The 20,995-nt window shown below is 65.6% G+C and carries 22 protein-coding genes; 13 read left to right on the top strand and 9 right to left on the bottom strand.

What is annotated here, in order from left to right; all coding sequences use genetic code 11:
- Positions 1–25 precede the first annotated feature (25 nt).
- Genes QTI05_RS07125 through QTI05_RS07115 form a run of 3 tightly spaced genes read left to right on the top strand, consistent with a single transcriptional unit; the run spans position 26 to position 3,786 of the window.
- A complete protein-coding gene (locus tag QTI05_RS07125; protein ID WP_286623628.1) occupies positions 26–1,444 on the top strand; it encodes a 3'-5' exonuclease in 1,419 nt (472 codons plus the stop codon).
- Entirely contained in the window at positions 1,441–2,094 is a 654-nt protein-coding gene (locus tag QTI05_RS07120) for a DarT ssDNA thymidine ADP-ribosyltransferase family protein (RefSeq protein ID WP_286623626.1), read from the top strand. The genes QTI05_RS07125 and QTI05_RS07120 overlap by 4 nt, the downstream gene beginning before the upstream one ends.
- A 9-nt stretch (positions 2,095–2,103) precedes the next feature.
- Positions 2,104–3,786, top strand: coding sequence for an ADP-ribosylglycohydrolase family protein (locus tag QTI05_RS07115; RefSeq protein WP_286623625.1), 1,683 nt, complete (start codon positions 2,104–2,106; stop codon positions 3,784–3,786).
- A gap of 260 nt (positions 3,787–4,046) precedes the next feature.
- On the opposite strand, the gene QTI05_RS07110 is transcribed toward QTI05_RS07115, so the two are convergent.
- Together QTI05_RS07110 and QTI05_RS07105 are read right to left on the bottom strand one after the other, a co-directional pair.
- Positions 4,047–4,427 carry a VOC family protein gene (locus QTI05_RS07110; RefSeq protein WP_286623623.1) on the bottom strand — a complete coding sequence of 127 codons (381 nt, stop codon included), beginning with the start codon at positions 4,425–4,427 and terminating at the stop codon, positions 4,047–4,049.
- A gap of 64 nt (positions 4,428–4,491) precedes the next feature.
- The gene (locus QTI05_RS07105) at positions 4,492–5,247 is read right to left on the bottom strand and encodes an SDR family NAD(P)-dependent oxidoreductase (RefSeq protein WP_286623622.1); all 756 of its coding nucleotides are present in this window, start codon (positions 5,245–5,247) and stop codon (positions 4,492–4,494) included.
- A gap of 99 nt (positions 5,248–5,346) precedes the next feature.
- Here QTI05_RS07105 and QTI05_RS07100 point away from each other — a divergent pair, with 99 nt between their 5' ends.
- Positions 5,347–6,075, top strand: coding sequence for a glutathione S-transferase (locus QTI05_RS07100; RefSeq protein WP_286623621.1), 729 nt, complete (start codon positions 5,347–5,349; stop codon positions 6,073–6,075).
- On the opposite strand, the gene rsmI is transcribed toward QTI05_RS07100, so the two are convergent.
- On the bottom strand, positions 6,054–6,995 hold the full coding sequence (gene rsmI / locus QTI05_RS07095) for a 16S rRNA (cytidine(1402)-2'-O)-methyltransferase (protein WP_286623619.1): 942 nt from the start codon (positions 6,993–6,995) through the stop codon (positions 6,054–6,056). The two genes, QTI05_RS07100 and rsmI, sit on opposite strands and share 22 nt — an antisense overlap.
- Before the next feature lie 2 nt (positions 6,996–6,997).
- On the opposite strand from rsmI, the gene QTI05_RS07090 reads away from it, so the two are divergent.
- The 3 genes from QTI05_RS07090 to QTI05_RS07080 are packed head-to-tail and all read left to right on the top strand — an operon-like array spanning position 6,998 to position 8,825.
- Positions 6,998–7,381 (top strand): YraN family protein, encoded by a 384-nt coding sequence (locus QTI05_RS07090; protein ID WP_286623613.1) that lies wholly within the window; start codon positions 6,998–7,000, stop codon positions 7,379–7,381.
- Positions 7,382–7,422: 41 nt separating this feature from the next.
- The gene (locus tag QTI05_RS07085; RefSeq protein WP_286623607.1) at positions 7,423–8,049 is read left to right on the top strand and encodes an SIS domain-containing protein; all 627 of its coding nucleotides are present in this window, start codon (positions 7,423–7,425) and stop codon (positions 8,047–8,049) included.
- Complete coding sequence (locus QTI05_RS07080) at positions 8,046–8,825, top strand: BON domain-containing protein (RefSeq protein WP_286623605.1); 780 nt, start codon at positions 8,046–8,048, stop codon at positions 8,823–8,825. Before QTI05_RS07085 ends, QTI05_RS07080 begins: the two co-directional genes overlap by 4 nt.
- A gap of 13 nt (positions 8,826–8,838) precedes the next feature.
- Here QTI05_RS07080 and QTI05_RS07075 read toward each other — a convergent pair whose 3' ends face one another.
- From QTI05_RS07075 to QTI05_RS07065, 3 genes are all read right to left on the bottom strand, one after another.
- Positions 8,839–9,765, bottom strand: coding sequence for an NAD(P)-dependent oxidoreductase (locus QTI05_RS07075; RefSeq protein ID WP_286623603.1), 927 nt, complete (start codon positions 9,763–9,765; stop codon positions 8,839–8,841).
- Positions 9,766–9,877: 112 nt separating this feature from the next.
- Positions 9,878–11,014: a PilT/PilU family type 4a pilus ATPase gene (locus tag QTI05_RS07070; RefSeq protein WP_286541129.1), complete on the bottom strand. Its 1,137-nt coding sequence runs from the start codon at positions 11,012–11,014 to the stop codon at positions 9,878–9,880.
- 171 nt (positions 11,015–11,185) lie between these two features.
- Positions 11,186–12,229 carry a type IV pilus twitching motility protein PilT gene (locus QTI05_RS07065; protein ID WP_286541130.1) on the bottom strand — a complete coding sequence of 348 codons (1,044 nt, stop codon included), beginning with the start codon at positions 12,227–12,229 and terminating at the stop codon, positions 11,186–11,188.
- Positions 12,230–12,300: 71 nt separating this feature from the next.
- Between QTI05_RS07065 and QTI05_RS07060 the strand changes: the two genes are divergently transcribed.
- Positions 12,301–12,990 (top strand): YggS family pyridoxal phosphate-dependent enzyme, encoded by a 690-nt coding sequence (locus QTI05_RS07060; RefSeq protein WP_286623601.1) that lies wholly within the window; start codon positions 12,301–12,303, stop codon positions 12,988–12,990.
- 12 nt (positions 12,991–13,002) lie between these two features.
- On the opposite strand, the gene QTI05_RS07055 is transcribed toward QTI05_RS07060, so the two are convergent.
- Positions 13,003–13,470, bottom strand: a complete 468-nt coding sequence (locus tag QTI05_RS07055; RefSeq protein ID WP_286541132.1) for an Lrp/AsnC ligand binding domain-containing protein — start codon at positions 13,468–13,470, stop codon at positions 13,003–13,005.
- Positions 13,471–13,558: 88 nt separating this feature from the next.
- Between QTI05_RS07055 and QTI05_RS07050 the strand changes: the two genes are divergently transcribed.
- From QTI05_RS07050 to QTI05_RS07035, 4 genes are all read left to right on the top strand, one after another.
- Positions 13,559–16,513, top strand: coding sequence for an L-glutamate gamma-semialdehyde dehydrogenase (locus QTI05_RS07050; RefSeq protein ID WP_286623599.1), 2,955 nt, complete (start codon positions 13,559–13,561; stop codon positions 16,511–16,513).
- An 84-nt stretch (positions 16,514–16,597) separates the two neighbouring features.
- Entirely contained in the window at positions 16,598–17,872 is a 1,275-nt protein-coding gene (locus tag QTI05_RS07045; protein ID WP_286541135.1) for a Glu/Leu/Phe/Val family dehydrogenase, read from the top strand.
- Complete coding sequence (locus QTI05_RS07040) at positions 17,872–18,483, top strand: nucleoside/nucleotide kinase family protein (RefSeq protein WP_286623597.1); 612 nt, start codon at positions 17,872–17,874, stop codon at positions 18,481–18,483. Before QTI05_RS07045 ends, QTI05_RS07040 begins: the two co-directional genes overlap by 1 nt.
- Before the next feature lie 88 nt (positions 18,484–18,571).
- Entirely contained in the window at positions 18,572–19,231 is a 660-nt protein-coding gene (locus tag QTI05_RS07035) for a DUF2242 domain-containing protein (protein WP_286623596.1), read from the top strand.
- Here the strand turns inward: QTI05_RS07035 and QTI05_RS07030 are convergent.
- On the bottom strand, positions 19,173–19,616 hold the full coding sequence (locus QTI05_RS07030) for a response regulator (RefSeq protein WP_286623595.1): 444 nt from the start codon (positions 19,614–19,616) through the stop codon (positions 19,173–19,175). The genes QTI05_RS07035 and QTI05_RS07030 overlap by 59 nt on opposite strands.
- A 97-nt stretch (positions 19,617–19,713) precedes the next feature.
- Complete coding sequence (gene rocF / locus QTI05_RS07025) at positions 19,714–20,625, bottom strand: arginase (protein ID WP_286623594.1); 912 nt, start codon at positions 20,623–20,625, stop codon at positions 19,714–19,716.
- 165 nt (positions 20,626–20,790) lie between these two features.
- Here rocF and QTI05_RS07020 point away from each other — a divergent pair, with 165 nt between their 5' ends.
- Positions 20,791–20,985 (top strand): hypothetical protein, encoded by a 195-nt coding sequence (locus QTI05_RS07020; RefSeq protein ID WP_286541496.1) that lies wholly within the window; start codon positions 20,791–20,793, stop codon positions 20,983–20,985.
- Positions 20,986–20,995: the final 10 nt, after the last annotated feature.

Raw genomic sequence — 20,995 nt, 5'->3', positions numbered from 1 at the left:
AGCACAACAAATAGAAGGGTTTCGCATGAAAGCGCTGATGGAGGTTACACCCACACCAGAACAGCTGGCGCTCTTCTCCCGTGTACGACCCGGGGTTGAGGTCATCCGGGGAGCGGCGGGAAGCGGTAAGACGACTACCGCTGTCCTTAAGCTGCGACAGGCCGTAGCGTTCTTCCTCAGTCGGATGAAGCGGCAGCACGATAAGACTCAACTGAGAGTACTTATTCTCACGTTCAACAGGACGTTGCGCGGATACGTAGCTGAGTTGGCGGCGAAGCAGTTCGAGCAAGGTAGCACTATTAGCTTGGAGATCAGCACCTTCTCGAAATGGGCCATGGGTCTTCTCGGATCTGTAAACCTCCTCGACGAAAAGGTGGCACACCGGAAACTGCGGCAATTGGGGGCGGGGCTTCCATTTTCTGACGCCTTCATTATTGATGAAGTGGAGTATGTGCTCGGGAAGTTCTTGCCAGACGACCTAGGGGCCTACCTGACTGTTCGAAGAGATGGGCGCGGCAACACTCCTCGAATGGAAAAAGCAGCCAGAGAACTTTTAATGGCCACTGTAATTTTGCCGTATCTGGAGTACAAGCTTGAGGCGGAAAAGCTCGACTGGAGCGACCTTGCGGTGCGGGTGGCAACTGCGAATCTAGCCAGCTACGACGTGGTCGTTGTCGACGAAACGCAGGACTTCTCTGCAAATCAAGTCAGGGCTGTAATGGCTCAAATGGCGAGTGAACACACAGCCACCTTTGTACTTGACTCCGCTCAACGGATCTATGCGCGAAGCTTTACGTGGCAAGAGGTAGGCGTGACTGTTCGGCCCGAGAATAGCTTTCGGCTCAGCACCAACTATCGAAACTCCAAGGAGATTGCTCAGTTTGCAGCCTCCATCTTGGAGGGTATCCCCATCGATGACGACGGCAGCATGCCGGATTTCAAGAGTGCCGCTAGGTCTGGAACTCTTCCAGTTGTCTTGGAAGGCAAGTATTCAGGTCAGCTCAGGTTCGCACTCAACTTCATCAAAGATGAAGTTGACCTCAACTTGGAATCTGTCGCTTTCCTGCACCCAAAAGGCTACGGCTGGTTCGACGGCGAGGGCGGGCTGCGAGCTACTTTGGCAAGAGAAAAACTGCCGTATGTTGAGATCGCTCGAAATAACGAATGGCCCCAGGGTTCCGAAAATATTGCGCTAAGCACTCTGCATTCTGCAAAGGGCCTTGAGTTCGATCATGTGTTCATCTTGGGCCTGAACGCTGAAGTGCTGTCTATTGAGGAAGTTGGCGCAACAAACGAGGAAGAGAAGCTAGTCACCCTTAGGCGCCTTCTCGCCATGGGCGTAGGTCGTGCACGAAAGACCGTCGTGATCGGCTATAAGCCTGAGGACAAGCCTGAGCTAGCCGACTTTTTTGCAGCTGGAAAGTATGAGAAGAAGACAGTATGAATATTGCCGAGATAATTGCTACTCGCCGCATCGAATCGATTCTGCATTTCACCAGCAACAAAGGCTCTTTGGGAATTCTAGATGCACGCGCTATCAAGGCGAGGGCGCGTTTGAACAAGGACGAGAGGCTTGAGCACATCTTTATGCCCAACGCCGCTGATCGCAGTCGGGACGAGAAATGGCTCGACTACGTGAACCTCTCCATTTCGCGGATCAACGAGTCGTTCTTCAACGTTTCCGCTGGGTCTTGGCACAAAGAGAAGGATTTTTGGTGGTGCATCTTCGATTTCTCGCCAGACATTCTTAACCATCAGGGCGTCTATTTCACTACTACGAATAACATGTACAGCGGTGTTAAGCGCAACCAAGGCGGCGACGCACTCGAGGCAGCATTTGGGCGTCGGATTGTTCAGTGGAGCAGTTCGCGTAGTAGCTCAATCATTCAACGGGATGTCGCGCTGTCGCCAGCGCTCACCACTTGCGCGCAAGCTGAGATTCTCTATCCAGGAGAACTCTCAACTGACTTTCTACAGGCGGTCTACGTATCCGCTGACGAATTCGCCGACGAGCTTGCGTCGCAATGTTCGGTGGTCGGCCATCCGGCAGTGGATATCCGGGTGCGCCCCGAGTTGTTCGGCAGCATAAAGTAGGCTTCAACTATGAGCGACTCTCGCAAGCTGCGAACAATTTCATCCTGCCTATGGGCGGCTTACGGCGATGCCCTAGGCTTCCCCACCGAGTTGGCCAACCCAAGCTTGATTGCTCAAAGGATTGGCGAGCCCACATCACGTCAGTTGGTGCCGTGGAAAAGAATGGTCGGTGGGCGCTTTGGGGCTCTAGCGAAACTTGACGCAGGTAGCTATTCGGATGACACGCAGTTAAGGTTAGCAGTCTCTCGAGCCATTCGCGGGGACGGGGTCTTTGATGTTGAGGCCTTTGCGAAAGTCGAGCTACCGATCTGGCTTACTTATTCCCTCGGTGCTGGACGTGGCAGTAAGGCGGCGGCTAGTTCATTAGCAAATCGCGGCACGAACTGGTTCAGCAACTTTTTCAACAACGGTGACATCACTTACGTGACCGGGGGCGGCAACGGCGCGGCTATGCGAGTGCAGCCGCATGTCTGGTGCGCTGGAGAACTCGCGAACGAAAAATCCTTTCTGCCGGACGTCGTTCGCAATGCGGTCTGTACTCATGGACATGTGCGTGGGATTGCCGGCGCAATGATTCATGCTTCCACGTTGGCGTATGTATTGAGAACGGGCGTCATTCCTGAACCGAGTGATTGGATGGACTTCGCCCAAGTTGTGCAGGGACTTCCGGAAATCATCGCGGGGGATCCTGATCTCAATACGTTCTGGCGTCCAACGTGGGAGAAATATAGCGGCAGTTCGCTGGAAAGCATAGTTTTAGACGTGGCTGATGAATGGGCGCACTCCGTCGGATTCGCCATATCTTTGATCGAAGGGGGGCGCGAGGATGCGTATCGATCGATCGTTCAATCGTTAGATGGTTTTAGCGATGCTCAGCGCGGCTCGGGACTTAAAGCCAGTCTTTTCTCTTTAGCGGCAGCTTGGCTACTCAAGGATCTCGGCCCGCAAAAAGCCTTAGAGGTTGTTGCGAACCTGCTCCACAGTGACACGGACACCATAGCCACGATGGCGGGCGCGTTGCTGGGAGCACGGTTTGATCAAGCGCCGCCAAATGAAAGGGTGCAGGATCACGATTATCTGGAACGAGAGGCGATGAGACTTTTTTCAATCAGCCAAGGGCAGGGAGGGGTCAGCTTCACTTATCCAGATCTGCTCTATTGGCAGCCGCCGAGAACGTCTCTTGACTCGGTAGGGCGATTTGGCGAGAGCCTTGCCATAGCTGGTCTTGGCGCGTTAGAGAATTTTGGGGAGGAGTTCACTTCGAACCAAAAGGGAACTGTTTGGCAGTGGGGGCGTCTTTCTTTTGGACAAACTGTTCTCTGTAAGCGTCGCGTCTTGCTCAAGGAACTCCCCCCTCACTCACTGCCTGATCGACGACGGCCGCTGCCACAGACGTCCCCGAAGAACGCTCTCGCCCGATCGCATATGCCCCCTCAAGTCGCTACTCCTGACATGTTTAACCAAGCTCCTGGTAGAGATTTCACTGAGAAGAATGAGCCTGCGCGGAAAAAAAGTGTCGATCTGCCATCGCTAGATGAACTTAGTGACCTGGCCATTCGGGCTCAGTTTGACCCGGCGCTGATCGGGACGCACCTACTAGGATTTGCCGAGCAACCAAATGGCCTAGAGCTAGCTATGGGCTACGCTGCAATCGTTGTAAAAGCCCGACGAGCACGCCTCAAGCGGAGCTAGCGTAAACGTTCGACTGCTTGCTGTCGTTCCGTGATCGTCCTACGGATGGGCGCGCACATTGCCAGCCCCATCAGAATTACCAGTACGAAGTCCGCATCCGCAGGCACGAAGACTTTGTCAGGCATGTGTCTGCTTCACCTCACTGTGCTCAGCCATGCGTCAAACGTCGTCCGCAGCTGTTCGGCAAGGTTGCGCGCGACGCCGTAGATTGGCTACAGCCGTGCCGCGGCGCGCGCATTGCATTGGTCTTGCTCCATCCCCTACCCCAGATCCTGATGCAAACAGAGGATGTTGCCTTCAGTATCGAGAAACCAGGCCGCCTTTTCCGCGCCCAGCACGCAGACATGCTCCACAGTCTTCAGCCCCGGAAAGTCGTAGTTCTCGAACACCACGCCAGCCTGCTTTAACTCAGCAATGCTCGCCGCGATGTCGGGCACCCGAAAGCTGACGGCGGTGTGGTCGGCCTTGGTGCCGCCTTCTTTCGGAAACAGCGCCAGCGTGGTGCCTCCGCAGTCGTAGGTGAACTTGCCATCGGGCTTCAGCTCGCCGGGCCGCAGGCCGAGCGAACCTTCGTAGAAGCGTCGGGCGCGCTCCAGATCCTTCACGGGCAACATGGTGGTTACCGGGGCATCCATCAGCATAGGCACCTCCTTTCGGACGAGACCTGAATTCTGCGCCTGCGGCGGCCTTGGCGGGGGCCTTAGCTTAGCTCCAGCCGGCGTCCACGACGAAGTTCTGCGCGCTGCACATGCGCGAGTCGTCGGCGGCGAGAAACAGCGCCATGGATGCGATGTCGCTGCCCATCACGCGGCCGGGCAGGCATTGCGCGGTGTCGATCTCGGCGGCGGATTCGGGCTTCACCCACAGCTTGAGCTGCCGCTCGGTCATGACCCAGCCCGGCACCAGCGTGTTGACACGGATGTTCTGCTTGCCGAGGTCGCGCGCCAGCGAGCGCGTGAGGCCCTGCGCGGCCGACTTGCACATGGCGTAGACCGAGAGGTCGGTGTTCTTGTTCATCCAGCTCACCGAGCCGAGGTTGATGATGCTGCCGCCGCCCAGCTGCACCATGTCGGGCGCCACGGCCTGGGCCGCGAAGTACTGGTGCTTGAGGTTGACGGCCACCGTCCGGTCGAAGAATTCGGGGGTCACGTCGGCCACCTTGTGGCGATGGTCGTTGGCCGCGTTGTTGACCAGTGCGCCGATGGGGCCGAAGCGCGCGCGCACCGCATCGATGGCGGCGCGCAGTGCGGCGATGTCGGTCACGTCGCAGCGCTGGAACAGCGCGCTGTCGGCGCCGAGCTTCTGCGCCAGGGCCTGGCCGGCGGTCTCGTCGATGTCGACGAAGCCGACTTTCGAGCCTTGCGCCGCAAAAGCCGCGACCACGTCTGCGCCGATGCCCGAGGCGCCGCCCGAGACGAAAACAGTGCGGCCCTTCAGCGAGGGGTAGATGGCATGGGTCATCGAAAAGCGTCCTTCTTTTTGAGGAGGTGGAGTTTGCCAGCAGCCGGGCTGGCTTGAAGCTTGCGTTGAAAATAAGGCGACAGCGCCAACGACCCTCCCATGACCTACCAACTGCACTACTGGCCCACCATCCAGGGCCGCGGCGAATTCGTTCGCCTCGCGCTCGAGGCGGCGGGTGTCGACTATGTCGACGTGGCGCGCGAGTTGCCGGCCACCGGCGGTGGCGAGGCCGCGCTGATGCGCCGGGTGCGCGACCCGCACAACCCGTTCGCGCCCTTTGCGCCACCGTTCCTGGTGCACGGCGACATCACCGTCGGCCAGACCGCGGCGATCCTGCTGTACCTCGGCCCGCGCCTGCACCTGGTGGGCGAAAGCGAAGAGGCGCGCATCTGGACGCACCAGCTGCAACTGACCATCGCCGACGTGGTGGCCGAGGCGCACGACACGCACCATCCGGTCGGCATCGGCCTCTACTACGAAGACCAGCAGCCCGAGGCGCGGCGCGTGGCGCAGTCGTTCCGCGACGAGCGCATCCCCAAGTTCCTCGGCTGGTTCGAGCAGGTGCTCCAGCGCAATCCGGCTGGCGACACGCACCTTGTCGGCAGCGCGCTGAGCTATGCCGACCTGTCGCTGTTCCAGCTGGTGGCGGGCCTGCAATACGCCTTTCCGAAAGCCACGGCGCGCGCGCTGGCCAAGACGCCATCGGTTGCCAAGCTGCACACCAACGTCGCGCGGCGCCAGCGCGTCCACGAGTACCTGCACAGCCCGCGGCGCATCCCGTTCAATGAAGACGGGATCTTCCGGCGCTATTCCGAGCTGGACGCCTGATCGCGCAGCCTGAGCGCGGCGTCGTACAGCGCGTTGCGCGGTGCGCCGGTGATCTCGGCGGCGAGCTTGACGGCGGTCTTCACCGGCAGCTCGGCCAGCAGCAGGCGCAGCACGCGCTCGCCGTCGCCCGCATCGTCGTCCGCTTTCGCGGACGGATGCAGCACCAGCGCGAATTCGCCGCGCGTGCGTTGCGGGCCGGCCGCGAGCCAGGCCGGTAACGCCTCCGCGGCGACGGTGGCGATTTCTTCGAACTGCTTGGTGAGCTCGCGGCCCAGCGTCACGCGGCGCGAGCCCAGCGCGGCCAGCGCCTTCGCCATGGCCTCGATGCGGTGCGGCGCCTCCAGCAGCAGTACCGCGCGCGGTTCGTGCGCCAGGCGCTGCACGGCGGTATCGCGCTCGCCAGCCTTGGTCGGCAGGAAGCCGGCGAACACGAAAGCGCTGCCGTCGTCCTCGCTGCCGACCAGCCCGGCCGCGCTCAGCAGCGTGGTGACGCTGCTGGCGCCCGGCAGCGGCAGCACGCGGTGGCCGGCCTCGCGCACCGCGGCCGTGAGCCGGGCGCCGGGGTCGCTCACGCCCGGCGTGCCGGCGTCGCTCACATAGGCGATGCGTTCGCCCTGCGCGAGCCGTGCGATCACGCCCTGTGCGGCCTCGGCCTCGTTGTGCTGGTGCACGGCGAGCAGGCGGGCACCGGGCCGGTCGATGCCGTAGGCGCGCAGCAGGCTCTGCGTGTGGCGCGTGTCTTCGCAGGCGATCGCGTCGACGATTTCCAGCACATGCAGCGCACGCAGCGTGATGTCGGCCAAGTTGCCGATCGGCGTGGCAACCACGTACAGCGTGCCCTGCGGATAATGCTGCGCACCCGCGGCATCGCGCGCCGCCTGCAGTGCGGCGCCGAACGAAGCGGGGGCCAGGGAGCTCAAGGGTGTTTCTCCAGAACAAGAGATCAGGGACGACGAAACAGCGTGGTGACGCCGGTGAAGACGCGGCGCTCGCGCATTTGCTCGATGCCGGGCTGCTGCTCGTCGCGCGCAATTATCGAACCCCGGGGCGCGGGGGCGGCGAGATCGACCTGATCATGCGCGCACCGCGCGACGGCACGCTCGTCTTCGTGGAGGTGCGCCGCCGCGCCAGCGGCACGCACGGCGGTGCCGGCGGCAGCATCACGGGCGTCAAGCAGCGCCGCATCGTGTTCGCGGCGCGGCACTACCTCATGAAGCTGCGCAGCTGGCCGCCCTGCCGGTTCGACGTGGTGCTGGTGGAGGGGGGCGGCATAGAGTGGCTGCAGGGCGCGTTCGACGCGGGCTAACACGATTTGTTGCACCGGCTGTCGCTATCATCCGGGCCAACATGCTCGAGCAACGTATTCAGCAGCACTTCATCGACAGCGCCGACCTCAAGTACCAGGCCGGGCCCGCCCTCAGCAAACCCATTTCGCAAGCGATGCAGGCGCTGCTGGCCTGCGTGACCAGCGGCGGCAAGATACTCGCCTGCGGCGCAGGCGTCTCCGGCCTGCTCGCGGCGCAGTTCGCGGCGCAGTTCGTCGGCCGCTTCGAGCGCGAGCGCCCCGAACTCGGCGCCATTGCGCTGGCCGGCGACAGCGCCGATCCGCTGGCCGACACGCCCGAAGCCGCCGATGCCGACCGGCTGGCGCGCCAGGTGCGCGCATTGGGCCAGGCCGGCGACGTGCTGCTGGCCATCAGCGCCAGCGGGCAATCCGCCGCCGTGCTGGCCGCGGTCGAGGCGGCCCATGCGCGCGACATGACCGTGGTCGCCCTGCTCGGCAATGCGCCGGGCGATGGCCGTGGCGAGCGCAACGGCGGTGCGGTCGGGCGCGCGCTGCGCGAAACCGATGTCCAGGTCTGTGTGCCGCACGAGCGTGCGGCACGTATCCACGAAGTCCACCTGCTCGCGCTGCACTGCATGTGCGACGGTGTGGATGCCCAGCTACTCGGAGAACAGGAAGTTTCCCTATGACGATGACATCCACTCAACGCCTGGCGTGCGCACTCACGGCCGGCGCCGCTCTGGTGGCCGGCCTCGCGGGCTGCGTGCCGCTGGTGATCGGCGGGGCGGCCGTCGCCGGTGCCGGCATGGTGGCGACCGACCGTCGCACCTCGGGCGCCCAGCTCGACGACCAGGGCATCGAACTGCGTGGCGCGGCCCGCGTGCGCGACATCGCCAACGACGACATGAACGTCACCGTGATCAGCTTCAACCGCCAGGTGCTGCTGGTGGGCACGGTCGGCAACGAGGGCGACCGGCGCCGCGTCGAGGAGTCGGTTTCGCGGGTCGACAACGTGCGCTCGGTCGTCAATGAAATCACCGTCGGGCCGGGCAGCACGCTGCCGCAGCGCTCCAACGACGCCTTCATCACCGGCAAGGTCAAGGCCTCGCTGCTCGACCAGAAGGACATCTTTGCCAACGCGTTCAAGGTCGTGACCGAGCGCGGCGTGGTCTATCTCATGGGCATTGCCACGCGCCGCGAGGTCGACCGCGCGACCGACATCACGCGCGGCGTGCCGGGTGTGCAGAAGGTGGTGCGGGTGGTCGAGGTCGTCTCCGATGCCGACCTGGCCGCGACGCAGGCCCGCCAGGGCGGTACCGGCGCACCGCCGCCGCCAGTGCAGGATGGGGCGTCGTCCTCTTCCGCGCGCGTGCCGCTGCCGCCGATGGCGCCACTGCCCTCGACGGGCGGTACGGCGGCACCGGCGCCCGCCGGCAGCGGCGTCACGACCTCGCCGGTGCGCTGATTCCGGCGCGCGACTACTTCAGCCTGGTGATGAGGCTGGAGGTGTCCCAGCGCTTGCCGCCGGACTGCTGCACGTCGGCATAGAACTGGTCGACCAGTGCCGTGACCGGCAGCCGGGCGCCGTTGCGCTTGGCCTCGTCGAGCACCAGCCCCAGATCCTTGCGCATCCAGTCGACGGCAAAGCCGTAGTCGAACTTGCCGTCGATCATGGTCTTGCCGCGGTTTTCCATTTGCCAGCTCTGTGCCGCGCCCTTGCTGATGACGCCGAGCACCGCCTCCATGTCGAGGCCGGCCCGCTGGCCGAAGGCGATGGCTTCGCTCAGGCCCTGCACGAGTCCCGCGATGCAGATCTGGTTGACCATCTTGGCCAACTGGCCCGCGCCGCTTTCGCCGAGCAGCGTGACGGCGCGCGCAAAGACCGCGATTGCCGGCTTGACCTGTTCGAACGTGGCGGCGTCGCCACCGCACATCACCGTCAGCGCGCCGTTCTGCGCGCCGGCCTGGCCGCCGGACACCGGTGCATCGATGAACTGCAGACCCAGCGCGAGCGCGGTCTTGGACAGCTCACGCGCCACGTCGGCCGAGGCCGTGGTGTGGTCGACGAACACCGCGCCCTTCTGCATGCCGGCGAAGGCACCGTCGTCGCCGAGCACCACCGAGCGCAGATCATCGTCGTTGCCGACGCAGCAGAACACGATCTCCGCGCCCGCCACCGCCTCACGAGGCGTGGCACCTTGCTTGAGCGTGCCGGTGGCCTTGGCCCCGGTGAGTTGCGCCAGCCATCCAGCCGACTTGGCCGCCGTGCGGTTGTAGACCGTCACGCTGTGGCCCGCCAGCGCCAAGTGGCCGGCCATCGGGTATCCCATCACGCCAAGGCCAAGAAAGGCGACTTTGCGAGAAGGGGTGGAGTCGTAGGTTTTAGGGGTGATGGTTGAAGTCATCCCCGAAGCTTAGCGGTGAACACCGCGGAACCGGCTCCGCCGGGCCGCAGGTGTTGCCCCCGGTAGGGGGTTGGCGTAGCGGACACGAAGTGCCGCGCAGCCTGGGGGCGAGCTAAACGATCGCGAAGTGCTCGGTGCCGGCCGAGAGGTCGGTCGTGCGGGCGCGCTGGCTGTTGAGCTTGATCTGCAGCCGCAGGTCGTTCTGCGAATCGGCGTTGCGCAGTGCGTCCTCGAGCGAGATCGCGTTGTATTCGAACAGGTCGTACAGCGCCTGGTCGAAGGTCTGCATGCCGAGGTTGCGGCTCTTGCGCATGATTTCCTTGATCTCGCCGACCTCGCCCTTCAGGATCATGTCGGAGATCAGCGGCGTGTTCAGCAGGATCTCGACCGCCGCCACGCGGCCGCGCCCGTCTTCGGTGGGCACCAGGCGCTGCGACACCAGCGACCGCAGGTTCAGCGACAAGTCCATCAGCAGCTGCATGCGGCGCTCTTCCGGGAAGAAGTTGATGATCCGGTCGAGCGCCTGGTTGGCGCTGTTGGCGTGCAGCGTGGCCATGCAGAGGTGGCCCGTTTCGGCGAAGGCGATGGCATGGTCCATCGTTTCGCGGTCGCGGATTTCGCCCATCAGGATCACGTCTGGCGCCTGGCGCAGCGTGTTCTTGAGCGCGGCCTCCCAGGTGTCGGTGTCGATGCCCACTTCGCGCTGCGTCACCACGCAGTTCTTGTGCGGGTGCACGAATTCGATCGGGTCTTCCACCGTGACGATGTGGCCTTGCGAGTTTTCGTTGCGCCAGTCGACCATCGCGGCCAGCGTGGTCGATTTGCCCGAGCCGGTGGCGCCGACCAGGATGGTCAGCCCGCGCTTGGTCATCGCCACGTCTTTCAGAATCTGCGGCATGCCGAGCCCGTCGATGGTCGGCAGCTTTTGCGGGATGGTGCGCAGCACCATGCCGATCTTGCCCTGCTGCACGAACGCGTTCACCCGGAAGCGGCCGATCTCGGTCGGCGAGATCGCGAAATTGCACTCCTTGGTGCGCTCGAACTCCGCCGTCTGCCGGTCGTTCATGATCGAGCGGGTAAGGGCCAGCGTGTGCTGCGCGCCGAGCGCCTGGCCCGACACCTTGATGACCTTGCCATCGACCTTGATCGCCGGCGGAAAGTCGGCCGTGATGAACAGGTCGCTGCCGTTGCGGCTCACCATGAGCTTGAGCAGGTCGTTGATGAACTGGCTGGCTTGATCGCGTTCCATGATTGCGACTCCTGATTCAGTGTGCCGTCGTCGATGGACGAGCGCGGCCGTAAGAGGTTATTCCCATTCGCGAAATACCGCGGAACCGGCTCTGCCGGGCCGCCGGTGTTGCCCCCGGCAGGGGGTTGGCGAAGCGACACGCAGTGCGCGCAGACTGGGGGCGAGCCGAAGTCATCCTGGGAAATTCTCGGGGATCTTGGCCTTGCCGCGTGCTTCGGCAGCCGAAATGACACTCCGGCGCACCAGGTCGGTCAGGTTTTGGTCGAGCGTCTGCATGCCCTGGCCCTGGCCGGTCTGGATCGACGAATACATCTGCGCCACCTTGCCTTCGCGGATCAGGTTGCGGATGGCGGGGGTGCCCAGCATGATCTCGTGCGCCGCCACGCGGCCCTGGCCGTCCTTGGTCTTGCACAGGGTCTGCGAAATCACGGCCTGAAGCGACTCCGAAAGCATCGCCCGGATCATGTCCTTTTCTTCGCCGGGGAACACGTCGATGATCCGGTCGATGGTCTTGGCGGCCGACGAGGTGTGCAGCGTGCCGAACACCAGGTGGCCCGTTTCGGCCGCGGTCATGGCGAGGCGGATGGTTTCCAGGTCGCGCATTTCGCCGACCAGGATCGCATCCGGGTCTTCGCGCAGGGCGGAGCGCAGCGCGGCCGCGAACGAGAGCGTCATCGGCCCGACTTCGCGCTGGTTGATCAGGCACTTCTTGGACTCGTGCACGAACTCGATCGGGTCTTCCACCGTCAGGATGTGGCCGTACTCGGTTTCGTTGAGGTAATTGACCATCGCCGCCAGCGTGGTCGACTTGCCCGAGCCCGTGGGGCCGGTGACCAGCACCAGGCCACGCGGCTTGAGCGCCAGATCGCCGAAGATCTTGGGTGCGTTGAGCTGTTCGAGCGAAAGGATCTTCGAGGGAATCGTCCGGAACACCGCTGCCGCGCCGCGCGACTGGTTGAAGGCATTCACGCGAAAGCGCGCCAGGCCTTCGATTTCGAAGGAAAAGTCGACTTCGAGGAACTCTTCGTAGTGCTTGCGGTGCGTGTCGCTCATGATGTCGTACACCATGGCATGCACCTGCTTGTGGTCCAGCGCGTCGACGTTGATGCGCCGCACGTCGCCGTGCACCCGGATCATCGGCGGCAGACCGGAAGAAAGGTGCAAGTCCGACGCCTTGTTCTTGACGCTGAACGCCAGCAATTGGGTAATGTCCACGAGACTCCTCAATCAGCAGTGACGCGACCGGCCAGAAGGGTCGGTCACGTTTTGATACGGTTTTGACGATTATGACGATGATTGGCGACAAGCTCCAGCAAGTTCAGGCGAGGATCGTGACGGCCTGCACGGCTGTCGGGCGCGATCCTGCAAGCGTGCGCCTGCTTTCAGTCAGCAAGACGTTTCCGCCCGAAGCGTTGCGCGAAGCCCACGCGGCCGGACAGCACGCCTTCGGCGAAAACTACGTCCAGGAAGGCCTGGCCAAGATCGAGGCGCTGGCCGATCTGCGCGCAACCCTCGAATGGCATTGCATCGGGCCGCTGCAAAGCAACAAGACGCGCGCCGTGGCCGAGCAGTTCGACTGGGTGCACAGCATCGACCGCCTGAAGATCGCCGAGCGCCTCAGCGCGCAGCGCCCGGCCGGGCTGCCGCCGCTGCAGGTGTGCCTGCAGGTCAATGTGGACGGCGGCGCCAACAAGTCGGGCGTGCCGGCCGAAGAGGCGCTGGCGCTGGCGCGCGCCGTTGCGGCGCTGCCACGGCTGCAACTCCGCGGGCTGATGGCGATTCCCGAGCCGGCGCCCGATTTCGCAGCGCAACGCGAGCTGTTCCTGCGCGCCACCGCGGTTTTCGACCAGATCCGTGCGGCCGGCATGCCGCTCGATGTACTGTCGCTCGGCATGTCGGCCGACCTGGAAGCGGCCATCGCGGCCGGCAGCACGATGGTGCGCGTGGGGTCGGCGATCTTCGGTGGGCGCAGCTGACGGGGTCGGCGCTCAGGCCGGCAACGCCAGCCGCGTCGTGCTCTTGACCTCTTCCATCACGGCGTAGGTGCGCGTTTCGCGCACGCCGGGCAACTGCCACAGTACGGTGCCGGCGAAGTCGCGGTAGGCGGCCATGTCGGCCATGCGGGTCTTGAGCAGGTAGTCGAAGCCGCCGGCCACCATGTGGCATTCCATGATCTCGTCGCGCACCTGCACCGCGGCCTTGAACTGCTCGAACACATTGGGCGTGGTCCGATCGAGCAGCACCTCGACGAACACCAGCATGCCGCGGCCGAGCTTGTGCGGGTCGAGTTGCGCTTCGTAGCCGCGGATGAAGCCGTCGCGCGTGAGGCGCTGCACGCGGGCCAGCACGGCGGTCGGCGAGAGGGCGACGGCTTCCGCCAGCTTGAGGTTGGAGATGCGGCCGTCTTCCTGGAGGATCTTCAGCAGCCGAAGGTCGATGCGGTCGAGGTCAGGCATTGGATGATTATCCGGTTGGATGCGGGTGTTTTGGTGAGTAATTCGCCACGAGAGTAGAGAACATAGCGATATCAACCAAGGAATTGCCGTGCGCCTGCCAAACCCCTACCGCCCCGAAGCCGACGTCGTGTCCCGGCGCCTCGCCGCACTTGCCGGCGCACTCGACTGGCATGCGGCCGCCGCCGTGGCCGCTCCCTGGGTCGAACAGGTGCGGCGCAATCCGCCGCCGTTCTGGGCCATGGAAAGCCTGCTGCGCGAATATCCGATCTCCAGCGCCGAGGGCCTGGCGCTCATGCGGCTGGCCGAGGCGCTGCTGCGCGTGCCCGATGCCGAAACCGCGATTGCGCTCACCGCCGACCAGCTCGGGCGGGCCGATTTCGATGGCGCCGCCGATTCCGCGCTGTCGCGGCTGTCGTCGTCCGCGATCGCGCTGTCCAAGAAGTTCCTGCCCGATGGCGAGCATGCACCGGGCCTCATGGCCAAGCTCGGTGCGCGCACCGTGGTCGCGGCCACGTTGCGCGCCGTGCAACTGCTGGGCCGCCAGTTCGTGCTGGGCCAGACCATCGGCGAAGCGATGCAGGAGGCGCGCTCGGCGCAGAAGAAGCAGCCTCAGCTGCGCTACAGCTATGACATGCTGGGCGAGGGCGCGCGCACCGCGGCCGATGCCGCACGCTATCTGCAAAGCTACCTCGACGCGATCGATTCGATCGCGGCCGCCGCAGACAGCGCAGGCGCCCCCGCCCGGAACGACGGCATTTCCATCAAGCTCAGCGCGCTGCACCCGCGCTACGAAGACGCGCAGCGCGAGCGCGTGCTGCGCGAGCTGGTGCCGGCCGTCTGGCAGCTCTGCGAACGCGCGGCCGACGCCAACCTCAACCTGACGATCGACGCCGAAGAGGTGGATCGGCTGGAGCTTTCGCTCGACGTGTTCGAGGCGCTGGCCGCCCGGGTCGCCGCCGAACGCCCGCAGTGGCAGGGCTTCGGCCTTGCGATGCAGGCCTACCAGACCCGCGCGCTGGAACTCATTGAGCACGTCACCGCGCTGGCGCGCAAGTACCGGCTGCGCCTGATGTGCCGGCTGGTGAAGGGCGCCTACTGGGATGCCGAAATCAAGCGCGCGCAGGAGCTCGGCCTGCCGCACTACCCCGTGTTCACGCACAAGCACCATAGCGACGTGAGCTACCTGGCTTGCGCGCGTGCGTTGCTGGCCGCGCCCGATGCGATCTACCCGCAGTTCGCTACCCACAACGCCGGCACGATCGCGGCGATCCTGCAGATGGCTGGCAACACGCCCTTCGAGCTGCAGCGGCTGCATGGCATGGGCGAGGGCGTCTACCGCGAACTCATGAAGACCACCCCGGCGCCGGTGCGCGTCTACGCTCCGGTAGGCCAGCACAAGGATCTGCTGGCCTACCTGGTGCGGCGCCTGCTGGAAAACGGCGCGAATTCGTCGTTCGTGAACCAGCTCGGCGACGACCATGTGCCGCTTGACGAGTTGCTGGCCTCGCCGCTGCACCTGACCGCCGCGTCGCCGTTGCCTGCGCCCGAATGGCTCTACGGCCCGGCGCCGGCCCGGCGCAACAGCACGGGGCTCGACCTCGCGGTCGAATCGATGCGCGCGCCGCTGTTGGCCGCCGGTGCCGCAACCGTGGTGCCGGCCGTGCCCGAAGCAACGGCCGCCTCGGCCGCCAGTGCGGTGCAGGCCAGCGCCGCCAGCTACCGGCAGTGGCACAAGACCCCCGTTGGCGCGCGCGCCGCCATGCTGCGCCAGGCCGCCGATGCGCTGCAGGCCGACCTGCCGCGCTTTTGCGCGCTGCTGGTCAAGGAGGCCTTCAAGACCTGGGGCGACGCCATCGCCGAAGTGCGTGAGGCAGTCGACTTCCTGCGCTACTACGCCGACGAGGCCGAGCGGATCATGCGGCCGGTCGCGCTGCCCGGACCCACGGGGGAAAGCAACGAACTCCGGCTCACCGCGCGCGGGCCGTGGGTCTGCATCAGCCCCTGGAACTTTCCGCTCGCGATCTTCATGGGCCAGGTGGCGGCGGCGCTCGCCACAGGCAACACGGTGCTGGCCAAGCCGGCCGAGCAGACACCGGCCGTCGCGCTCGAAGCCGTCAGGCTGCTGCATGCCGCGGGCGTGCCCGCCGACGTGCTGCAACTGCTGCACGGCCCGGGCGAAACCGTGGGTGCCGCGCTGGTCGCAGCGCCCGGCGTGGCGGGCGTGGTGTTCACCGGCTCGACCCAGGTCGCGAAGATCATCCACCGTGCGCTGGCCGCGAAGGACGGCGCGATCGTCCCGCTGATCGCCGAGACCGGCGGCATCAACGCGATGCTGGTCGATTCGAGCGCATTGCCCGAGCAGGTGGTCGACGCGGTGGTGCAGAGCGCGTTCCGCTCGGCCGGCCAGCGCTGCTCGGCGCTGCGCCTGCTGTGCGTGCACGAGGGCATCGCCGACCACGTGATCGAGATGATCCGGGGCGCGGCCGCCGAGCTGGCCGGCGGCGACCCGGCGCTGCTCGCCACCGACGTCGGCCCGGTCATCGATGCCGAGGCCTTCGACAACATCACGCGCGCCACGCAACGCCTGGGCGCCGAGCAGAAAGTGCTGCTGGCGCCCGCCGCACCGACCCGGGAGGCGGCCAATTTCATCGCGCCCGCCGCCTACGAGGTGGATTCCATCGACAGCGTCAAGGCCGAGATCTTCGGCCCGGTGCTGCAGATCGTGCGCTGGTCGGGCGAGCCGTCGGCCGTCATCGAGCGCATCAACACGCTGGGCTACGGCCTCACGCTCGGCATCCAGACCCGCATCGACTCGCGCGCGGCTGCGCTGGCCGCGCAGGCGCATGTCGGCAACATCTACGTGAACCGCAACATCATCGGCGCGGTGGTCGGCGTGCAGCCGTTCGGTGGCGAGGGCCTGAGCGGCACCGGCCCGAAGGCGGGCGGCCCGCATTACCTCTACCGTTTCTGTGCGGAGCAGACGGTAACCATCAACACGACGGCGGCAGGCGGCAATGCCGCGCTGCTTGCCGCAAGCGCATAACGGCCAACGCAACTGGCATAGCCCATGGCGTCGCGGGCGCGACACGGCTATCGTTTCGCCCATCCATTCACCCGAGGCCTCCTCATGAGCGAAAAACTGTCCTTCGTCAATCCCACGCCCAACAGCCCGTGGGGCACCTACCTGCAGCAGGTCGACCGCGTCGTGCCCTACCTCGGCGGCCTGGCCAAGTGGGTCGAGACGCTGAAGCGCCCCAAGCGCGCGCTGATCGTCGACGTGCCGATCGAGATGGACGACGGCCGCATCGCCCACTACGAGGGCTACCGCGTGCAGCACAACATGTCGCGCGGCCCGGGCAAGGGGGGCGTGCGCTTCCACCCCGACGTGACGCTCGAGGAAGTGATGGCCTTGTCGGCCTGGATGACGGTCAAGACCGCCGCAGTGAACCTGCCCTACGGCGGCGCCAAAGGCGGCATCCGCGTCGACCCCAAGAAGCTGTCGTTGAAAGAGCTGGAGAAGGTCACGCGCCGCTACACCAGCGAGATCGGCATCATCATCGGCCCGCACACCGACATTCCGGCGCCCGACGTCAACACCAACGGCCAGATCATGGCCTGGATGATGGACACCTATTCGATGAACGTCGGCGGCACTGCCACCGGCGTCGTCACCGGCAAGCCGCTGCACCTGGGCGGCTCGCTGGGCCGCGTCAAGGCCACCGGCCGCGGCGTGTTCGTCACCGGCCGCGAAGCGGCGCGCCGCCTCGGCCTCGACCTGCGCGGTGCACGCATCGCGGTGCAGGGCTTCGGCAACGTGGGCTCGGTCGCGGCCGAGCTGTTCGCCGAAGCGGGCGCGATCATCGTGGCGGTGCAGGATCACACCGGCACCGTGGTCAACGAAAAGGGCCTCGACCTGGAAAAGCTGATCCCGATCTCGCGCACCGTCGCGGGCGCGGTCAGCTTCAAGGGCGGTGACGTGGTGCCGAACGAGCAGTTCTGGGACGTGGCCTGCGACATCCTGATTCCGGCCGCGCTCGAAGGCCAGATCACCGCTGCGCGCGCCAAGAAGACCAGCGCCAAGCTCGTGCTCGAAGGCGCCAACGGCCCGACGGTGCCGGAGGCCGACGACATCCTGGCCGAGCGCGGCGTGCTGGTGGTGCCCGACGTGATCTGCAACGCCGGCGGCGTGACGGTGAGCTACTTCGAATGGGTTCAGGACTTCTCGTCCTTCTTCTGGGACGAGGACGAGATCAACGTGCGGCTCGACCGCATCATGATGAACGCGCTCAACCACATCTGGGACACGGCCGACAAGCACAAGATCACGCTGCGCACGGCCACCTATGCGGTGGCTTGCGAGCGCATCCTGATGGCGCGGCAAGAGCGCGGCCTGTATCCCTGATGCAGATCGGAGCCACCGAGCTGGCGCGCGTCGACGCGCTGCTGGCCGATGGCCGGCGCAAGCTGCTTGGGCTGGTCGGCGCCCCCGGCGCCGGCAAATCCACGCTCGCCGCGGCGCTGCAAGAGGCGCTGGGCCCGCGCGCGCAGGTCGTGCCGATGGACGGCTTTCACCTCGCCAATGTCGAACTGCAACGGCTCGGCCGGGCCGCGCGCAAGGGCGCACCCGACACCTTCGACAGCGCGGGCTACGCGGCGTTGCTGCAACGCTTGCGCCTGCAGGGCCCCAACGAAACCGTCTACGCCCCCGAGTTCCGCCGCGAGATCGAGGAGCCGGTCGCCGGCGCCATCGCGGTGCTGCCGCAAACGCAACTGGTCATCACCGAAGGCAACTACCTTCTGTTGTGGCCGGCCGCGGCGGCGCTGCTCGACGAGGCCTGGTATGTCGAGGTCGATGACACCCTGCGGCGCGAACGCCTGACCCGCAGGCACGAGCAGTTCGGCCGCAGCCCCGAGGCCGCAATCGCCTGGGTGGCCGCCACCGACGACCCGAACGCACAGCTGATCGAGTCCACGCGCGCACGCGCGGATCACATCGTCCACATCGGTCGCTGACCGCTGTCTGGCAGGCGCCGGGGAACGCGCACGGCATTTGCTTGCTCGAAGCGGGGCCGGCGCCGTGCCGGGTAGCATCCGTCCTCCCATGCCTCTGCCCGCCTTGCCTTTCCCATCGACCGCGCTGCCGCGCGCACCGCTGCTTCTGCTGGCGGCGTTGCTGCTGGCCGGTTGCGGCTCGACCTCGCCGACGCGCCGCATCTCGTACGAGCCCGAGGAATTCGACTCCACCACCACCCACACCCGTACCTACACGGCCACCGAGGCCCAGACCTGCGAGGCCGCGCGCCGTGCGCTGCTGAGCCAGGGCTATCTGATCACGGCGGCCAACCCTGACCTCGTCACCGGGCGCAAGAGCTTCCAGCCGGCCAACGAGGTGCATGTCGAGGTCGAGTTCCGCGTGGTCTGCGCCAAGGAGGCCGGCGCGGGCCGGAACAAGCCTCGCACCACCATCGCTTTCGTCAGCGCGCTGCAGGATCGCTACAGCCTGAAGAAAACCAACAACTCGGCCAGCGTCGGTGTCGGCGCGTTCGGATCGCTCTCGGTGCCGTTCTCGGCCAGCGACGACGCGCTGGTCAAGGTGGCGAGCGAAACGCTGACGGACGAGCGCTTCTACGACCGCTTCTTCGTGCTGCTCGACCGCTTCCTGGCGCCGCCGGACGAGGCGCCGGCGGCAGAGGATCCCCCGGTCAGCCCGGTTGCTCCGGCGACGACTTTTCCAGTGCCTTCTTCTCCGAACCGGGGCTGAGGCCGTCGGCGGCCGTTGCCAGCGCCTCTTCGAGCTGGTCGATCCCGAACGGCTTTTGCAGCCACAGCGTGCCGGCCACCGGCCGGGCAGGCCGGGTCTGACCAGTCGCAAAGATCACCCGCAGTTGGTGGTGCGCGAGCAGGCTCTCCACCAGGTCATAGCCCGACAGCGCGGGCAGGCCGATATCGGTGAGCAGCACATCGAACGCACCCTCCATGAAGCGATCCTTGGCAAGCTCGGCACTCTTCACGCCGGTGGCCCAATGGCCGAGCAACTGCACCATTTCGACCGTCAGCATCAGGGTTTGGGGGTCGTCCTCGACCACCAGCACGCGCAGGGCGCGCGGCGGCGGGTTCGGGGATGAGTCTGGGGGAACGGCTTGCATGGTCGAATGCGCAGGGCCGGCCCACTGTAGGGCATGCCGCGGCGGCCTGCATGTCACGGACTTCACAAGCCGACGTAGGAGTCCGGCCTTTGCCTTGTCAGCGCACCAGCGTCGACTTGCCGAACAGGCTCTCGATCAGCTCCACCGCCACCTCGGCGGTGCGGTTGCGCACGTCGAGTGCGGGGTTGAGCTCCACCACGTCGAGCGAGCCCAGCCGGCCGGTGTCGGCGATCATTTCCATGCACAGCTGCATCTCGCGCCAGGTCGGGCCGCCCCGCACGCCGGTGCCAACGCCGGGCGCGTAGTCGGGGTCGAGGCAGTCGAGGTCGAAACTCACATGCAGGTGGGTGTTGTCGTCCACGTCCTGCAGCGCCTCGGTCATCGTGGTGCGCATGCCGTGCTCGTCGATGTGGCGCATGTCGAACACCTGCAGCCCGTGCGCGCGGATGGACTTTTTTTCCTCGGCGTCGACGCTGCGGATGCCGAGGAAGCGAATCGCATCAGGGGCGACCGCGGCCTGCTCGCCGCTCCAGCCGGTCAGCGCGGCCGGGCCGTGGCCCAGCAGGCAGGCGACCGGCATGCCGTGGATGTTGCCGCTGGGGCTGGTGGTGTCGGTGTTGACGTCGGTGTGCGCGTCGAGCCAGATCACGCGCAGCTTCTGCCCGCGCCGGCGCACGTGCCAGGCAATGGCGCTGATCGAACCGATCGCCAGGCAGTGGTCGCCGCCCAGCAGCACCGGCAGATGGCCGGCGCCGAGCGCACTGTCCACGGCCTGATAGACCGAGCGGTTCCAGGCCACCACTTCGTCCACATGCCGCAGGCCGGCTTGCGGCGCGGCCCAGGGCGTGGCCGGCCCGGCCAGGTTGCCGCTGTCGCGCACCGCGAAGCCGAGCCGCGCGAGCATGCCGGGCAGGTCGGCCACGCGCAGCGCGTCGGGGCCCATGCCGGCGCCGCGCACGCTGGCGCCGATGTCGGTGGGTGCGCCGATCAGTTCGAGGGTGGTGGGCATGGGTTGAATCCTTCTTGTTCGCCGGTCGCGTGAACTCTGCCACGTTCCCGCACACATCTTTGCCGAAACCTGAATCCGCCTGTGCAATAACTGCGTAGCTCGATCGTTCTGACAAAGAACGTTGCAGGGGGGGTATCCACAACCAAGGAGATTGATTTGGCGACCATGTGCGATTTGGCGCTCACCGTGGAAGAGCGCGAAGAGGGACAGTTCTACTGGGTGGTGCTCGAAGCCGCCAACGACGAGTCGCAGGATGTGCTGGTGTACCGCCGCGTCGAAGTGGCGGCCCGGGCGCAGCCGAACTACTCCAACGCGCTGATCGTCGGCGCTGCGGTGGTGCGGCGACTCAGCGCCGACTGAGAAGCATCTG

It is taken from the genome of Variovorax fucosicus, assembly GCF_030316825.1.
GTDB classification, from domain to species: domain Bacteria; phylum Pseudomonadota; class Gammaproteobacteria; order Burkholderiales; family Burkholderiaceae_C; genus Variovorax; species Variovorax fucosicus.
The sequence above is the reverse complement of the archived record's forward strand: the minus strand, read 5'-3'. Positions and strand labels throughout refer to the sequence as shown.

Excerpts from the sequence above, each read along its gene's own strand:
- QTI05_RS07035 (WP_286623596.1), top strand. The coding sequence starts at position 18,572 with ATGCCTCTGCCCGCCTTGCCTTTCCCATCGACCGCGCTGCCGCGCGCA.
- QTI05_RS07085 (WP_286623607.1), top strand. The coding sequence starts at position 7,423 with ATGCTCGAGCAACGTATTCAGCAGCACTTCATCGACAGCGCCGACCTC.
- QTI05_RS07030 (WP_286623595.1), bottom strand. The coding sequence starts at position 19,616 with ATGCAAGCCGTTCCCCCAGACTCATCCCCGAACCCGCCGCCGCGCGCC.
- QTI05_RS07060 (WP_286623601.1), top strand. The coding sequence starts at position 12,301 with ATGACGATGATTGGCGACAAGCTCCAGCAAGTTCAGGCGAGGATCGTG.
- QTI05_RS07070 (WP_286541129.1), bottom strand. The coding sequence starts at position 11,014 with ATGGAACGCGATCAAGCCAGCCAGTTCATCAACGACCTGCTCAAGCTC.
- QTI05_RS07125 (WP_286623628.1), top strand. The coding sequence starts at position 26 with ATGAAAGCGCTGATGGAGGTTACACCCACACCAGAACAGCTGGCGCTC.
- QTI05_RS07080 (WP_286623605.1), top strand. The coding sequence starts at position 8,046 with ATGACGATGACATCCACTCAACGCCTGGCGTGCGCACTCACGGCCGGC.
- QTI05_RS07115 (WP_286623625.1), top strand. The coding sequence starts at position 2,104 with ATGAGCGACTCTCGCAAGCTGCGAACAATTTCATCCTGCCTATGGGCG.
- QTI05_RS07020 (WP_286541496.1), top strand. The coding sequence starts at position 20,791 with ATGTGCGATTTGGCGCTCACCGTGGAAGAGCGCGAAGAGGGACAGTTC.
- QTI05_RS07075 (WP_286623603.1), bottom strand. The coding sequence starts at position 9,765 with ATGACTTCAACCATCACCCCTAAAACCTACGACTCCACCCCTTCTCGC.
- QTI05_RS07100 (WP_286623621.1), top strand. The coding sequence starts at position 5,347 with ATGACCTACCAACTGCACTACTGGCCCACCATCCAGGGCCGCGGCGAA.
- rocF (WP_286623594.1), bottom strand. The coding sequence starts at position 20,625 with ATGCCCACCACCCTCGAACTGATCGGCGCACCCACCGACATCGGCGCC.
- QTI05_RS07120 (WP_286623626.1), top strand. The coding sequence starts at position 1,441 with ATGAATATTGCCGAGATAATTGCTACTCGCCGCATCGAATCGATTCTG.
- QTI05_RS07110 (WP_286623623.1), bottom strand. The coding sequence starts at position 4,427 with ATGCTGATGGATGCCCCGGTAACCACCATGTTGCCCGTGAAGGATCTG.
- QTI05_RS07105 (WP_286623622.1), bottom strand. The coding sequence starts at position 5,247 with ATGACCCATGCCATCTACCCCTCGCTGAAGGGCCGCACTGTTTTCGTC.
- QTI05_RS07040 (WP_286623597.1), top strand. The coding sequence starts at position 17,872 with ATGCAGATCGGAGCCACCGAGCTGGCGCGCGTCGACGCGCTGCTGGCC.
- QTI05_RS07055 (WP_286541132.1), bottom strand. The coding sequence starts at position 13,470 with ATGCCTGACCTCGACCGCATCGACCTTCGGCTGCTGAAGATCCTCCAG.
- QTI05_RS07045 (WP_286541135.1), top strand. The coding sequence starts at position 16,598 with ATGAGCGAAAAACTGTCCTTCGTCAATCCCACGCCCAACAGCCCGTGG.